The sequence below is a fragment of the Spirosoma litoris genome (assembly GCF_054776755.1).
Genome location: NZ_BAAHBI010000035.1, coordinates 342861 through 359048 on the forward strand (window position 1 = coordinate 342861; position 16188 = coordinate 359048).

General features: G+C 50.3%; 11 protein-coding genes. 10 read left to right on the forward strand and 1 reads right to left on the reverse strand.

The window, feature by feature from the left end:
* Window positions 1-54 precede the first annotated feature (54 nt).
* From tssD (ACYVGR_RS20795) to ACYVGR_RS20840, 10 genes are all read left to right on the forward strand, one after another.
* Window positions 55-453, forward strand: a complete 399-nt coding sequence (tssD, locus tag ACYVGR_RS20795; protein ID WP_460960208.1) for a type VI secretion system tube protein TssD — start codon at window positions 55-57, stop codon at window positions 451-453.
* A 27-nt stretch (window positions 454-480) separates the two neighbouring features.
* Window positions 481-894: a type VI secretion system tube protein TssD gene (gene tssD / locus ACYVGR_RS20800; RefSeq protein ID WP_460960210.1), complete on the forward strand. Its 414-nt coding sequence runs from the start codon at window positions 481-483 to the stop codon at window positions 892-894.
* Between the two features lie 10 nt (window positions 895-904).
* Complete coding sequence (locus ACYVGR_RS20805; RefSeq protein WP_460960213.1) at window positions 905-1777, forward strand: OmpA family protein; 873 nt, start codon at window positions 905-907, stop codon at window positions 1775-1777.
* 2 nt (window positions 1778-1779) lie between these two features.
* Entirely contained in the window at window positions 1780-2274 is a 495-nt protein-coding gene (locus tag ACYVGR_RS20810; RefSeq protein WP_460960215.1) for a hypothetical protein, read from the forward strand.
* Window positions 2271-2438 carry a hypothetical protein gene (locus ACYVGR_RS20815; RefSeq protein WP_460960217.1) on the forward strand — a complete coding sequence of 56 codons (168 nt, stop codon included), beginning with the start codon at window positions 2271-2273 and terminating at the stop codon, window positions 2436-2438. The genes ACYVGR_RS20810 and ACYVGR_RS20815 overlap by 4 nt, the downstream gene beginning before the upstream one ends.
* A gap of 3 nt (window positions 2439-2441) precedes the next feature.
* Window positions 2442-3839: an ATP-binding protein gene (locus ACYVGR_RS20820; protein WP_460960219.1), complete on the forward strand. Its 1398-nt coding sequence runs from the start codon at window positions 2442-2444 to the stop codon at window positions 3837-3839.
* 358 nt (window positions 3840-4197) lie between these two features.
* Window positions 4198-4437 (forward strand): hypothetical protein, encoded by a 240-nt coding sequence (locus tag ACYVGR_RS20825; protein WP_460960221.1) that lies wholly within the window; start codon window positions 4198-4200, stop codon window positions 4435-4437.
* A 239-nt stretch (window positions 4438-4676) separates the two neighbouring features.
* Window positions 4677-5864, forward strand: a complete 1188-nt coding sequence (locus tag ACYVGR_RS20830) for a hypothetical protein (protein WP_460960223.1) — start codon at window positions 4677-4679, stop codon at window positions 5862-5864.
* 57 nt (window positions 5865-5921) lie between these two features.
* A complete protein-coding gene (locus ACYVGR_RS20835) occupies window positions 5922-6671 on the forward strand; it encodes a hypothetical protein (protein ID WP_460960225.1) in 750 nt (249 codons plus the stop codon).
* Between the two features lie 15 nt (window positions 6672-6686).
* A complete protein-coding gene (locus ACYVGR_RS20840) occupies window positions 6687-7679 on the forward strand; it encodes a vWA domain-containing protein (RefSeq protein WP_460960227.1) in 993 nt (330 codons plus the stop codon).
* A gap of 281 nt (window positions 7680-7960) precedes the next feature.
* Here ACYVGR_RS20840 and ACYVGR_RS20845 read toward each other — a convergent pair whose 3' ends face one another.
* Window positions 7961-16066 (reverse strand): Ig-like domain-containing protein, encoded by an 8106-nt coding sequence (locus tag ACYVGR_RS20845; protein ID WP_460960229.1) that lies wholly within the window; start codon window positions 16064-16066, stop codon window positions 7961-7963.
* Window positions 16067-16188 lie beyond the last annotated feature (122 nt).

The following is a 16188-nucleotide window of genomic DNA, read 5'->3' on the forward strand; positions in this document are numbered from 1 at the left end:
GTTTCCACTGACTATTCCTAACGTTTGATCTATAAATTTTTTCAATCTAACACTATGGCTTATTCAAGTACAATTGAACTGGACGGTCAAAAATTTGATATTCTGGGTGGCGATATTGGCTTTACAAGAAGCGTCGACGTTAAAGGTCGTCCTTCCAGCCACGTCATGGGTGGACAATTTTCATTCACGGTTGAAATTACCGACAAGTCGACGTTGGTCGAACATATGGTCAATACCCAGAACAAACCTTATGCAAAAGGCGAGGTAGCATTCACCGATGCTGGTGATGATGGTGTAACGCGCAAGATTGAGTTTGCAAACGCTTACATCGTTAGCTATAGCGAATCGTTTTCGGCGGCTGGCGCAGCTTACACGTGCTCAGTCACGATTTCGGCTGAAAAAATAACCATTCAAAAGGCAGTGCTAGATCAGCGCTGGCCCGTAAAAAAATAATAGTATAACCCTCTAACTAAAAAAACTATGGCAGAGGCAGCAGTGGGTTTTACCTCAACCCTTACTATTGGAGCCGCAAAATTTGACGTGCTTAGTTTTGGCACGTCTTTCAGCCGGGATTTTGATCAGAAAGGACGACCTTCATCCGCTGTTCGGGCGGGTGACATGTCGTTAACGATCGAAATCACCCAGAACGAAAATTTGATTGATACCATGATCAACGCCCAGAATAAAGCGATTGATGGAAAAATCGAATTCTGGCAGTCAGGAAAAGATGCCATTTTCCGGACTGTAACGTTCAAAAATGGATACATCACCAGCTACAAAGAAGGATTTCAGCCTGCTGGCTCCTCTAACTTTAGTGCCGATATATCGATCACGGCAGAGAAAATAGATATTGGCGTTGCCAAGTACGATGCAGGCTGGCCAATCAATAGCTAGTTGATTTCGCATGAGTAAACTGTGGGTATGGTGGATGGGATTGGGTATCTGGGTAATCGTTTCTGTTTGTGTGCATCTATTCTACATCAAACGCATTCGGTTATCAGAAGAGCCCGTTCTACCCCCTATCTACATTATTGATGGCTCGCAATTGCGGATTCAATTACGGGGCAATCTGTTTCAACAGGCGGGAAGTGATCTTAAAGCAGTAGGTAGTCGGTCAGCCAACGTCCGTTCGGGGCTCGATACGCTGGCTGATTACCTGAAAGCTAATCCTCGCCGGTTACTCACGGTGATTGGTTATCATACCCCTGCCGAAAGCAAGCTAACACTGGTGCCAAACTTAGGCGCTGTGCGGGCCACCAGCGTTCAGCAGTATTTGGTGGGCGCCGGGGTGCCCGAAGAGCAGATCAAAGTGTGGGGAGAAGTCTCCAATGCCTTGCAGTTTGTTCAGGATTCCACCAATGCGCTTTCGTTTGCCTTTCAGTCGATAACGATTGACGCGAACTGGCTGGCGCGGCACCAGAAGTATGTTGATCTGTTTCACCCATTGCAGCTGTATTTTCCAACGGGTAGTACGGCGTACATCCATACGCCCGACAACGAACAGTTTGCCCGCGAAGCCATTGCCTATCTGCGCAACCACCAACGGGATCGGCTGGTGATTACGGGCCATACCGATAGTGTTGGAACAGAAATACGGAACCTGCAACTGTCGCGGCTACGGGCGCGAGTGGTTCAGGATTCGCTGGTGAAACAAGGAGCCGATAAGCGATGGCTCCAGTTAGTAGCCCAGGGCGACAAATCGCCCATTGCGCCGAACGCTTTACCCGAAGGTCGTGAAGCGAACCGACGGGTAACGTTGCTTGTAGAACGACGTTGAGTATGTTTGAACTGAATCCGTTTCACCTCGAAGACGCCAGTCTGCTGCACTTCCTGATGCTTCAGGGAACAGCTGTACTGGCTTATTTCATTTTTCGGGAACGCTTCAAGAAGCAACTGAGCGACTTAGTAACTAAACGTCAGATTCTTCAGGAAGCGCTTGATATAGAGCAGATTATTGAGCCAGAAGTTGAGGAGGTATTTGTGGTGATGCCTGGTCGGGATGATTTAAAGGAGATTGCGGGCATTAATACTAAGTCAGAAGCGATTCTGAATAGCATCGGGGTCTTCCGATTTTCACAACTGGCCGAAACGCCTGTGTCTACCGTTCGTCGGGTGCTCGCCGAACATGGCCCACTGTTGCATACCTATGATCCGGCAACCTGGCCAGGACAAGCGTTACTAGCGACCGAGGGCCGTTGGGATGAATTACGCACCTGGCAGGAGCAAATGCGTCGGGGTGAATCCAGAGGAACTAGCCCACTCTATTTGCCATGAATCCGTTAAATCCCTGGGTAGCACTGATAGAAATTCTCCTCTTGCTGGGAGTGGCCTTCGGGTTAGGCCGGGGTATTGCGTGGCTGCAATACCGCAAGCAACTAGACGCACAAAAGCAGGCTATCCGGAAGTTACAGAAGAAATTAAACGTATTATCGAAATGACAAATGAGTGATGTAACAATGACTGAGTTGTTTGCGATCACGGCCAATTCGAATGCCCTGCAATGGGAATTAAATTGGCTGGAGGCTGTGATTTCGACTCGTTTTGAACTTTACTTCAATCAGGAAAGCCCCTATAGTGCCATTGAAGAAATTGATGAGCCTAATTTAACCGATAATCAGTCGGCCTATGCGCAGTTAGTTCGCGAACATAGCTTGGGCAATTATGAGCGGTTGATGTTGATTATGGCACTTGCCCCGCATATTCGGCCGCAAGTGCTCGACTTTTTTTTCACCCGAAACCTTACGTACGATCGGGCATTTACGGAATTTGGTGGGATTCGCGATAATAATCGGGGTGGTTTTTTACCAACGGTCGAGACAATTTTATTTCTGGTAGCTGGTGCCGACCTGACACGCCGTATCCGGTTACAGAGCTATTTATTTCATGATTCACTGCTTGTACAGTTGAACATTATCCAGATAAACCCCGCAGGGCCTAATGAACCCAGCACCTGTGGAGCGCTGACGATATCTGACGAATACCGGGCCTTGCTTACAACGGGCGAAAGCAACCGGCCTGATTTTAGTGCTGATTTTCCGGCCAGCCGCGTAACCACCACACTAGAGTGGGATGATCTGGTGCTTGATTATCAGATCATGGAGGAAGTAAAAGAGATAAAAACCTGGATTGATAATTCGGACACAATTTTAAAAAACGCCCAGCTAAAAAAGTACCTCAAACCAGGCTATCGCGCGCTGTTCTATGGCCCTCCCGGTACAGGTAAAACATTAACTGCCAGCTTACTAGGGAAATCGACAGGCCTGGATGTATACCGGATTGACCTGTCCATGATTGTTTCTAAATACATTGGCGAAACGGAAAAAAACCTGGGGCGGGTGTTCGATTTAGCGGAGCGCCGGCGTTGGATTCTGTTTTTTGATGAGGCCGATGCCCTGTTTGGTAAACGGACAGAAACAACGTCGTCGAACGATCGGCATGCCAATCAGGAAGTAGCTTTTCTTCTGCAACGGATGGAAAACTTTCCGGGTGTAATTGTTCTGGCAACCAACCTGAAAGATAACATCGACGAAGCGTTTGCCCGACGCTTTCAGTCCATGATTTATTTCCCAGCCCCCAATGCATCGAAACGAGCCAATTTATGGCGTCAGGCGTTTAAAGATTCGGTTGAGGTTGACCCAGCTATTGATTTCGACAAGTTAGGTGAGCGATTTGCGGTTACTGGTGCCATTATCATGAACGTCTTACGAGCCTGTGTTATGATTAACATTAATCGGCAACGGCCAATTACCGCCGATGATATTCTATCAAGTTTGAAACGAGAATTCCATAAGGAAGGAAAAACGTTGGAAGAAATTGGGAAGAAGACATTCCGAAATTAACAACTATTGAAGCTGTTTGAAATTTCCCGTTTTTGTCCTTTCGACGCAGGAGAAATCTCAAGTTCACTTAATGAAGAAATTTAAGATTTCTCCTGCGTCGAAAGGACAAAAAAGAAGAGTTAAACTAGTGCTGTTCAAATTTAGATTCTTTTGTCTCTATCGTTTCTGATTATCAGTATAATAGAATCGACCGCGCGGGCGGCCCCGAGGATCTATAGAAACATCTAGATTCTATTTTGCCAAAGTACTAGTTAACTAAAAAGTAGTGATTTAATTAATTCTCAACCACTTAAATTATATAGTTATGGAGTATATGAGAGAACGATTCCATCAGAGGTATAATAACAATCCCCAACAAATGGCCCAGGATGGAATGGCAGGCTATTTTGCAGCAACTGGTGCTATGCTTAGATGGGGTGGTAGACAAGCAGGTTTAACGCCCGGACAAATGCCAGCCAGAAGCTTTTCTGCTTTTAGAAGACAGATGGGCTGGGGTGTTTTACGAACACCTGGCGGACGGATGATGATGTTAGCCGGTGCTGCGACTGTAGGAACAAGGTGGGCAATTGGTCAGGCCATTGGCAATAATAATGACTAGTGCTTTGGCAAACTAGATTCCAGGGGATTCTATAGATTCTCGGGGCCGCCCGCGCGGTTGGTCTTATTGTGCTGATAATCAAAGACGATAGAATCCAAAGAATCGATAGAAACTAAATTGGACGAGTACTAGACTCTGTTAGGCGCTTAAGGGGTCACACAACATATAATACAACGCGAGCTATGAGATTGTAAATCGGCGTGATTGCTTATGTCTGACTGTATAATTCGATACAACAAATGCCGCACACAAATAAGAATCTTGATCGCTGGGTTACCCGAAAAAAAAGTGGTGTACCCTCCGTAGGTAGCCGGGGAACTGCCCAAATCCCCTCCGTAAAGCGTAAGCCTATCGTGAGTCAAGGCTATCAGCAACGGCTCATTTTACATGCCACCACAGTAAAAGGTCGTCCTACGATAGGTTTGCCTGCCGTATACGGCAAGTGGGGGCGCGATCAAATTAGCTCTAAAAAGTCACTGAACAAAAGAAGATACCGGATGAATCAGATTCAACACCGGGCCAATTTTGGTGGCACTGGGCTCGATGAAATGGTCAGTACAGCAACTGTTGACAAGATCGTTCAGCAAATGAAAGAAAATAAGCGATCACTTGAAGATATTAAAAAAGTAACGGATTTATTGTCAAGAGAGCGTGAGGAGGTTCGTTATCTCAACTGGACAACCAACGATCCTGAACGGCCACTAAGTGGGCATCCGGGATCGCTGAGCAAAAGCCAGACCGATATGCGTCAGGGACTAACGGGTGGTCATGGAACAAAAGATATAATACGTAGCAATTGGGTACTAAATCAGTACAATTCAAAAACTGGAACCGAAGAAGAAAGGCTGGCAGATACCAGTATCATGGCTAGTATCATGACCAATCAGCTATTCAGCGAACCCTTTGCTCAACTTAATACGGTTACGCCAACCCCAACTGCGTTAAAGGCGTATCATCCTGTTCATGGGAAAATTTATACTACGGGTCTTAATGGTCTAGTTACTAAAAGCGATGGCTTTCGAAGTGTGGCTGTTGGTACACACAATGCCCGTGAACGTCGTAAATGGGCAACGGCCGAACGATTGATGCATCGTGGCTACGGTAACCTGGTTCATCCAGAAATGTCTAAATGGATTATACAGGAGAAGGGATGGACAGGTGGGCTGGATTCATATATGAGGAGTGTGAATGGTGAACAAGATTCGGATACTGGGGCAACATCGTCAACGGCTTATGTACCTAAAGAAGGAGATGGTCTAGTTACGCTAAGTGATTGGAGCGAGGCTGCTAAGAAAAATCCTGCTATACTAGCTGTTGGCAAACCCAGGCCGTTAATGCGCCAGGCTATACCCATCATAAGTATAAAGTCTGCCCGTATGTATCAACAGAAAAAGCTCACCCACTACTTTAAGAGGAACCACAAATAACGTTTCTTGAAAGTATAATTACGACAGGTGATCGGGCTTTGCGTATATTTGGTGTTGATGAACGTCCAATCGTCCCTGCCTACTCCGCACCCTGCCAAAGCTGATTTACTGACTCAGATCCGGGCGTTAGAGGGTCAAATTGCACTATTGGAAGAAGAGAAAGCGGCCTGTCAATACCAGATTGGCCGATATTATCGCTTGTTCCGGCTTCAACTCGGCGACCTGCTTACACAGACCGTTGAACTTCAATTGAAATTATCACTCCGAAAATCAGCCCAGACTGGCCGACGGAGCGATGCCGAAGCAGCAAAAGTCTGGCAAGATACGTTTGAGCAAACCAACCGGGCCGTGCGGGAGGCCGTTGCCCACAGACCTACTGACTTCGACGAGATCACAGAACGGGAAATCCGACTACTCTATCGGCAAGCCGTTAGGCTGGCTCACCCCGATCGACATGTCGATGACCCCGATCGCATGGCGCAGGCAACAGCCTATATGGCTCGGCTCAACGACGCCTATCAGCGTCGGGATTTAACAACTGTCCGTCTGTTGGTGCAGGAGCTCAACGATGGCTTGCTCTTCATGGCCAGGCCCGAGACGACCCTTGACCTGGAAGCACTACGGGAATGGCATCAACGGCTGGTTGATCGCCAGGCGGGGTTGCAAACGGAAGTCAATCACCTGAAAGCAACCGAGGCTTATCAACTCATGGCCAACGACATTGACTTAATCGCCCATTTTGCCAACCTGCGGGAACAGATGCAGCAACAGATAAAGCATCTGCAAGGTCAATTTCAATCACCGTAACTACCAATCATTATCATGTCTGAGCTACAGCCCTTACCGTCTTACGCCCTGTCGGCTGCCGATTTACAAAAAACGGTACAGGAGGTGCTGCAACGACCTATCAAAGAGCGACCTTATTCGGCTCAGATCATGCGACAGACGCCTACGGCGTTTATTTTCCTGATCGATCAGTCGGGGTCAATGGATGAGCAAACGATGTATCGGGGGCAATCGCTGTCCAAGGCCGCAGCGGTAGCTCAGATCATTAATCAGACGTTGCTGGAACTAGTCCTGCGTTGCCAGAAAGGCGACGAGATCCGCCATTACTACGATATTGCGCTAATTGGCTACGGTGGTTACAGCGATGACAAAGCAAATTTGCTCTGGTCGGGAGATATGGCCGGGAAAACGTTTCTCTCGCCCGCCGAACTAGCAGCAGCTACCATTCGGGTAGAGGAGATTACCACGGAGCGAACCATCCGGGGACGAACCTTTTCCGTTACAGAGAAGCGTCCCGTTTGGCTGAATCCGGTTCATCGGCATCGAACGCCTATGAAAAGTGCCATCTGCCTGGCCGAATCACTCATACAACAATGGCTGGCGGCCCAAAATGGCAAAGACGTTTACCCGCCCACGGTCATCAATATTACCGATGGCGTAGCAACGGATGCAACTCCTGACGAATTGCTGGCCAGCTGCGACCGGCTGAAGAGCCTTCATACGATGGACGGACACGTGTTGCTGATGAATATTCACGTGTCGGACGAGCAGGGTAAAACCATTTTGTTTCCCTCCAAAGCCGCCGAATTGGGAACCGATCAATACGCACGATTACTCTACGATATGTCGAGTGAGATGCCCGCTCCGTACCATACCGACATTGCCAGTCTGTTTGGTCTCGATCAGCGAACAACCTATGTGGGCATGTGCAGCAACGCCGATATGAATGTGCTGGTCAAGTTCATGAACATCGGTACGCCTACGCAGCATAACCAGCGATTCGCTGCCAACCTTCAGGCAAACTCATAGAGGTTTTAAAACACAGAGGCACGGAGGATACAGGGGGGATGATGAAGCTGTTTAAACTTTCTAAATTTCGTTTAAACGTAAGTAGTTTTTTTGTCATTCCGACGACAGGAGGAATCTCAAAGTCGCTTATTAGTCAAGCTTGACCGGGCCGCCGGAGCGGATTCCTCCTGTCGTCGGAATCTCAAAAAACAGACTAGTATTTTCTATAAAACAAAAAGTTTAAATAGGTTCATTATCTCTCTTTATTCTCCGTGTCGCCGTGGGTAATAATACCTTCGCTCTTACAATTTAAGGATTTTGCGTACGGTTGATTTGTCGCCGATAGTGATGTGTAACAGATACGTACCGGCAGGCTCCTTGTTCAAGTCTAGCTGAGTCTGGCGTTTTTTGGTCGTTATCTGCTCGAAAACAGTCCCGCCAGGGCCTACCAATTGCAATTGTGCTGCTTCCTTCTGAAGCGGCAGATCAATATCGACCGTTACAGCGCCATCCGTCGGAACGGGATACACCTTTACTGAATTGCTCAACAAATCCTCTTCTGCCGTTAACACATCGACGCGAACCCGTACCGTGTCAACGCCTTCTATCTTGCCGGAACCACACCCGTTGGAGACCGTCAGCAGTTTATAAGTCGTTGTCGTAGTGGGCGTAACGGTCGTAGAAAACACGTTCGAATTTGTACCAAATGCTGCAACCTGTGTGCCATTCGAATAGGTTACCGTCCAGGGTGCCTCACCAGTCAACGCGAAATTGAGTTCAGTGCTTTGTCCGCTAAAAATGACATTATTGGTGGCACTTATTGAGGCAGTGGGTGCGGCTCTCACCGTAAGTAGAGTTGGGCTCCGTGTTCCCAGAATCGGATAAGGTGCGTTTAATGCCGTTACCCGAACATAATACTGGCCAGAAGCAAACGTACCCGGAATACTGGTGCTAATACCGCCACTTTGAACAACGCCATTTGAAATCGGGGTGTATTTTCGGGACGCTGAATCGCCAGTGGCACTCGCTATTTCGACCGTGAAGGCGTTTCCGGATACAAACTCGCCCGTTGTCGAAAATGGTACCACAAACGATGTATTGGTACAGACTACGGATGTCGACAGCGCATTGGTAGCAATAGTAGGAACCTTGACAGTTACTGTAGCCCCCCCGGTTACTGCGCCATTCCCACAGGCATTCGCGACAGCCGTTACAGCATAAGTGGTGCTAGCCGCCGGAGTAACTGAAATTTTGCGTACGGTTGCCTCCCCATTGGGGGCTGTTTCGGCCGTGCCGGTGGTTCCATCCGAAAGCGTATAGCTGTAAGGCCCTACGCCTGATAGTGTCAGAGTTAGTACCGCTGAATTTCCCAGATAAATAGACGAAGTACCTTCCAGTTTAGCCGCCGACGCTGAGTTAATGGTAACCCTGATTTCGGCTTTCCGGCTTTCACAACCCAGCACACTTGTCTGGGTAACCGAATAACTAGTGCCAGCGCTTACCACAGTGGTGGGTGGAGTCGGTGCGTTTGTCGTTACAGCTCCCGTTGGATCAGTCCATTTTAAATTGGTCCCCGAAGCCGTTAACGGTCTCGGGGTTGTGTTCTGACAGAAGGCAATGGGCGAAACAACCGTTGGCAATGGCGTAACGTTAACGACATAGTTAATTGTGGCTTTGGGACTCGTGCAGCCGTTGATCGTTTGCGTCACTTTATAGCTGTACGATTGGGTAATATCAACTTTAGTTACAGGCGTTGGGGGCGAAATCAGGTTGTCGTTCCCATCATACCATTGAAGGGCCGTACCTGTAGCGGTAAGCGGCTGTACAATGGCGTCCTGGCACCCGTTTTGATTGGCAGCTACCGCTGGCGCTGCTGGCAATGGATTAACAACGACCTGCGCCGTTGCCCGGGCACTTTCACACGAATTCACGGTTTGGCTGACGTAGTAAACAAACGTTCCGGGCACCGTGGTCGTTTGCGTAACCGCACTACCCAGACTTGCCGTAGTGGTTGCATCGGCATACCATTTCAGGCTTTGTCCGGCAGCCGCCAGAACAAAAGGCGTACTGTTCTGACATACTGGCGCTATTGCCGGGAAAACAGGTGGCGCGGGCATGGCCGTAATCGTCACGAGTAGCAAACTCCTGGGGCTTTCACAGCCATTGATATCGGTCTGACTCACATAATAAGGTAACGCACCCGAATTCGTTGTAACGGGTGTTGGTGCCAGGGGTGTGCTCGTTCCGCCCGTTGGCGTCGTATACCAGTTGAGCGAACCGCCACTCCCCGGCGTCGCGACAAGCGCTGTGGCCACCGAGCCCTGGCAGAAGGTAGCAGGTGTTACAGAAGGAGCCACCGGAAGCGGATTTATTTTAACCGTTACGGGTGCCCGGTTACTCTCGCAGCCATTGGCATCGGTCTGACTTACATAATAGACCTGAGTTCCGGGCGTAGTCGTTGGCGGAACCGGTGCTATAGACGAGGCACTGCCGCCCGATGAAGCTGTGTACCAGTTCAGCACACCGCCGTTTGGTGTAGCCGTTAAGGGAGCCGCAACTGCATTCTGACAGTACGTGGGCGAGGCTGTTACAGCTGGTACTGATGGAGACGCTTTTATGGTTGCGACCAGGCTAACCCGTGGCCCTTCGCAGCCGTTCACATTTTGGCTGACGTAGTAGGTAGCCGTACCCGCAGCCGTAACCGGCGGAACGGGCGGAATTGCGGAACCCGTACCACCCGTTGGGGTTGTATACCAACTTAAGGTACCACCGCTGGTAGCCACTGCCGATAAAGCCGTGGCTGGCCCTCCCTGACAATAGATTGGCGCATTTCCAACGGTTGGGGCGGGTGGCGTGGGCTGAATGATTACGGTAATAGAAGCCATTGGTCCTTCGCAACCGTTCACGGTTTGACTCACATAATAGGTAAAGTATCCTGGTGAGGTGGTTGGTGGTATAGGGGCTATAGACGAAGCCACTCCGCCCGTTTGCGTGGTATACCAGTTCAAACTGCCACCACTGGCTGGCGATGCCGTTAATGCAGTAGCTATAACGCCCTGACAATAAACGATTGGGGCTGTAGCAACACCGGGGGCCGTGGGCAGCGCTTTAATAGTAACAGCGATATTAACCCGATCGCCTTCACAACCATTAACCGTTTGGCTGACGTAGTAATTAAGAATACCTACCGCTGACGTTGGCGGAGTCGGCGCCGTCTGGCTCGGGCTTCCATTGACCGGCACAGTGTACCAGTTCAAGGTACCACCCGAGCTAGGGATGGCCGTTAAAGGAGCAGACGTCGTATTCTGGCAATAGCTCAGAGCACTGGCACTAAGACCAGGAGCCGAGGGCAATGATTTGATCGTAACGGCAACACTAGCTCGTGGCCCTTCACAGCCGCTGACGCTCTGGCTGACGTAGTACGTGAGACCACCCGCCGTTGATGTTGGTGGAGAAGGTGCAATGGGTGTCGATACGCCCCCAGTCGGGTTAATATACCAGTTCAACGTACCGCCAAGACTGGTTACTGCTGTTAGTGGTGCAGAAACGGCATTTAGACAGTAGCTTATTGCCGATGTGCCCGGTGCGCCAGGCGTTGCCGTAATGGTCACCGTAATGGCTACCCGAGGACCTTCACAACCATTAACGGTTTGACTAACATAATAGATCGTAATGCCTGGTGTCGATGTAGGTGGCGTTGGGGCAGTTGCACTTGGCGTGCCATCGGTTGGCACAGTATACCAATTCAGGATACCACCAGGGCTAGGCGTAGCTGACAACGTGGTAGCCACTGTACCCTGACAAAAGTTTACCGTACTGGAACTGATACTCGGGGCAGCAGGCAACGGCTTGATCGTGACAGTAATCGTAGCCTGAGGGCCTTCACAACCATTCACCGTTTGGCTGACGTAATAAATAGTAGATCCAGTTCCTGACGTAGACGGAGTTGGGGCCACCGAACTTGATGTTCCGCCGGTCGGAACTGTGTACCAGTTCAGTGTAGCGCCCGTGCTGGCTGTAGCCGATAGTGGAACGGATACTGCATTCTGACAGTAGTTCAGGGGATTGGTACTGACCGTAGGCGCTACTGGTCGAGGAAGGACGACAACGTCCAGACTGGCTCTTGGCCCTTCACAGCCGTTAATACTCTGGCTAACATAATAGGTGGTAGTACCTGTAGCTGATGTTGGCGGGAAAGGAGCGGTTGACGTTGGTACACCTCCAACTGAACTGGTATACCAGTTCAGCGTGCCGCCCGGACTGGTCGTAGCCGTCAACGCAACGGGCGTGGCATCCTGACAGAACGTAGCGGTTGTTGTAATGGGCGCTGTGGGTGTAGCAATAATCGTTACAGTAACACTAGCTCGGTTACTCTCACAGCCATTGACATCGGTTTGCGTTACATAATAGCTAGTTGTGCCGGCTGTAGTTGTTGACGGCGTTGGCGTCGGGATGACTGTAGTCGTTGTTGGATCGGCATACCACTTCAACGTTCCTGGGGCAGTAGCCGAAAGAATCGGAGCTGTCGTATTCTGGCAATAGGACAACGATACAGTAACCGTTGGTGCAACTGGTCTTGGATTAATGGTAACGGCAATGGTAGCCCGTGGTCCTTCACAGCCGTCAACGGTCTGACTCACATAATAGTAGGTAGTGAGTGATGTACCGCTGGTTGTTGGTGGAATGGGTGCCGTAGAGGAAGCACTGCCGCCTGTAGATACGGTGTACCAGTTGAGCGTTCCACCACTGACCGCAGTAGCCGATAAAGGTGCTGCGGTGGCATCCTGACAATATAAAACGGGGGTGGTGCTAACCGTTGGCGCTACTGGAAGAGCCTTGATGGTAACGGCAATAGCTGCCTGGTCACTTTCGCAGCCGTCCAGAGTCTGGCTAACGTAGTAGTTGATGGATGCTCCAATTACAGCAGTTGTTGGAATTGTCGCGGTTGTAATTGGCGTACTTGCGGGATTTTGGCCGTACCAGTTTGGCGTCGTGCCTGGATCGAACGTGGCGGTCAGAGCCGTAACCTGATTGGAACAGAAGCTAACGGGTGCCGTTCCGGGCGCATTGGGCTTGGGTTTAATCTGAACCAAAATGGATGCCCGGTCGCTCTCACAACCATTGGCGTCCGTTTGGGTAACATAATAGGTAGTTGGGCCAGGTGTGTTTGTTGACGGGGTGGGCGTTGGGATGGTCGCCGTGGTTGTTGCATCGGCATACCATTTCAGATTTGTGCCTGAAGCCGTCAGTGCAACCGGAGTTGACAACTGACAGGCCGCAATCGAACTGGTTACTGTGGGTACAACTGGTTTAGCAATCACCACAATGTTCAGGGCCGCCCTGGGTCCTTCGCAACCATCCACAATTTGGCTTACCGAATACGACTGAGGCCCAACAGCGTTTGTCGAAGGGGTTACCGACGTATAGACATTTCCTCCCGAATCATACCAGCGCAGGGTTCCCGTAGCGATGGCCGTTAATGGACTAGGCACCGAACTCTGGCAGAGCAATTGGGGGTTGGGCGTTACGGTAGGTGCCACAGGCAGTGGTTTGACCGTTACCACAACAGCGCTCCGGTCGCTCTCGCAGCCATCGCCACTGGTCTGGCTCACGTAGTACGTGGTGGACCCCACGGCAGAGGTAGAGAGAACAGGTGTTCCGGTGTACATAGTACCGCCCGTTTGGGCATCATACCATTTCAGATTACTGCCGGAGGTAACCCCCGTTTGTAACGAAACCGTACTGGCATTCTGACAAAGTGTAATGGAGGTTGTGGTGGGCGCAGCGGGTTTAGCATTCACTGTAACGGTGATAAATGACCGGGTGCTGCTCTCACAATTATTCCCATCTTTCTGACTGACGTAGTAACGAGTAGAGACAGCTGGATCGGTTGTTGGTATGGTGAAGCCTGAACCTGTTGAGGCTGTACCCCCAGTTTCACTCTGACCATACCATACGAGTGTATTTCCCGGAAGGGCTGTAGCCGTCAGGGAAACAGGTGTATCGTACTGGCAGTAAACGACGGGTGTTGCACTAACCGTTGGCGGAACAGGTCTGGAGGCAGTGACTACCGTGAACTCTGTGCGCGCGCTTTCACAACCATAGCCATCCGTCTGGCTTACATAATAGGAAATCGCACCCGCCACATTCGTTAGGGGAATAACGGGATTCGACAAGAGCGTGCCACTTGCAGTATACCATTTCAGGTTTGTTCCTGTAGCGGTTAGAGCCGCAGCCGTCACATCCTGACAGTATAAAATCGAAGGTGGAGAGGCCACCGTTGGAGCCGGAGGTAGTGGATTCACGGTAAAGGTGATCGCTGCCCGGTCACTCTCACAGCCGCTACTACTTGTCTGCGTAACGTAGTAGGTGGTCGTTCCTGTGGCAGTAGTTGATAGGGTGGGAGCCACTGTAGATCCTGTACCACCACTGGAGGCCGTATACCATGTCAGTGTACCCGTTGCCGTGACCGACGAGACTAAGGAACCAGCAACAGCGCTTAGGCAGGCGCTAGCGTTAGTTACGGCAGGAGCCGCTGGCTTAGCATTAATGATAACACTGATTTGTGATCGACTACCCTCACAACCAACTGGATCTTTTTGGCTAACGTAGTAGAAGAAAGTACCATCAGCACTAGTCGGTGGGGTTGGTGCCGTTGTCGAACCAGATCCGCCGGAGGAGTTCATGCCGTACCAATACAGCGTATTATTTGTAGCAGCCGTGGCGCTCAACGGAGCCGCCACCGTGAATTGGCAATAGGTAACTGGTGTTGTTACGGCTGGTGCAGCCGGTAACGTATTAACAATGATCGAAATGGTTGCCCGAGTCGTGCTCTCACACCCCTTTACGGTCTGGCTAACATAATAGTTGTTACTGGCAGCTGTTGAAGGAGTCAGGTCAGCATAAGGTGTTCCGCCTGTAGAAACAAGATAGAAATTTAACGTTCCACCGGGCGATGGGGTCGTAATTGCCGTTAATGAGGCTGCCGTTGCATTTTGGCAGTACGTTAGGGTATTTGGATTAACGGTAGGAGCCGATGGATATCCATTGACAATGAAGGTAAGCACCGCCCGATCGCTCTCACAACCGTTGTTGTCAACCTGACTTACATAATAAAGGGTTTGCCCCAACGTGGTCGTCGCGGGCGATGGAGCCACCGTGGAGCCAGTCCCACCCGTAGAATTCAGATACCACCGCAGGTTCGTACCTGAAGTAATGCCTGTTGCTAACGAAACAGGCGTCGTATTCTGACAAACATTAACGGGCGTGGTCGTAGGAGCAACTGGCCGGGTGTTGACCGTTACCTGAATAGTGGCCTTCGAACCTTCACAACTACTGACTGTCTGGCTAACGTAGTAATACGTGGTACCCGGCGAGGAGGTAGGGGGCGTGGGAGCTGTACTACCCAGCGAATTATTGGACGGTCCATACCAGTTCAGGGTTCCACCACTAATAGCCGTAGCCGTCAATGGACTCGCTACTGCATCCTGACAATAGGTTACTGGAGTGGTCACCAAGGGAGCAGCGGGAGCCGCTTTAATGGTTACCGTAATCTCAGCCCGGTCACTCTCACAACCACTCCCATCGGTTTGATTACTGAAATTCGTCTGGCTCACATAGTAGGTAGTCGAAATTGCATTATCGGTGGAAGGTGTGGGTGCTATGGTAGAGCCAACGCCCCCCAGTGCTGAGCTATACCATTTCAGATTACTGCCCGAGGTGACCGCTGCGGCTAACGAAGGAGCGGTGCTATTTTGGCAATACGACAACGACGAAACGACGGTAGGTTTAGCGGGTGGTGGATTTATCGTGACCTGCTGAGTAGCTCTGGGACCTTCGCAGCCATTGACGGTCTGACTGACATAATAGTTGGTGGTGCCTGTGGCTGAGGTGGGCGGGGTGGGTGCAACCGTCGTTCCTCCCCCACCCGTAGAAGCCGGATACCATGTCAGGTTCGTGCCCGTAGCGGTCAGGGGAGGAATGCCAGTAGCCCCTAAACAGTAAGCCACATTCGAGACTGTAGGTGCTGTGGGCAGGGCATTGACCGTAAATCCACTGCTGGGTGGACTATTTACAATCGCTCCTGATGTGCCTGATATGCGGATCAACCTGACCGTGTAAGTACCGGTGGTGCGATCCGCCGGAATCGTGCCTTGCATACTGCCATTACCGCCACTGACGACTCCTGTACTCCCTATAAATGCATCGCTTGTACCCGGTCCATTTAAATAGAGAAGAAGTGTACCCGGATCACCAGCGGTATAGCTGTAGGAAACGGTGATGGACGAGCTGGCGCAAACGGGATTCGGTGTAACCGAGGTAATGGTCAGTTGCTGAGCCTGGGTAATCGTAGTGCAAAGCAGCGAGACGATTAGTACACATATCAATACACGTATGTACGAAATCATAAATTGAGTTAGCTTTTGATGCATTGAGAATACGCACCGTATAATCTTGTCAGAGGAGTATAACCATGCATATTATCCCCGGAAGGCCGATAATGTCAAGCAGTTTCAAACAGGCGGTAGGT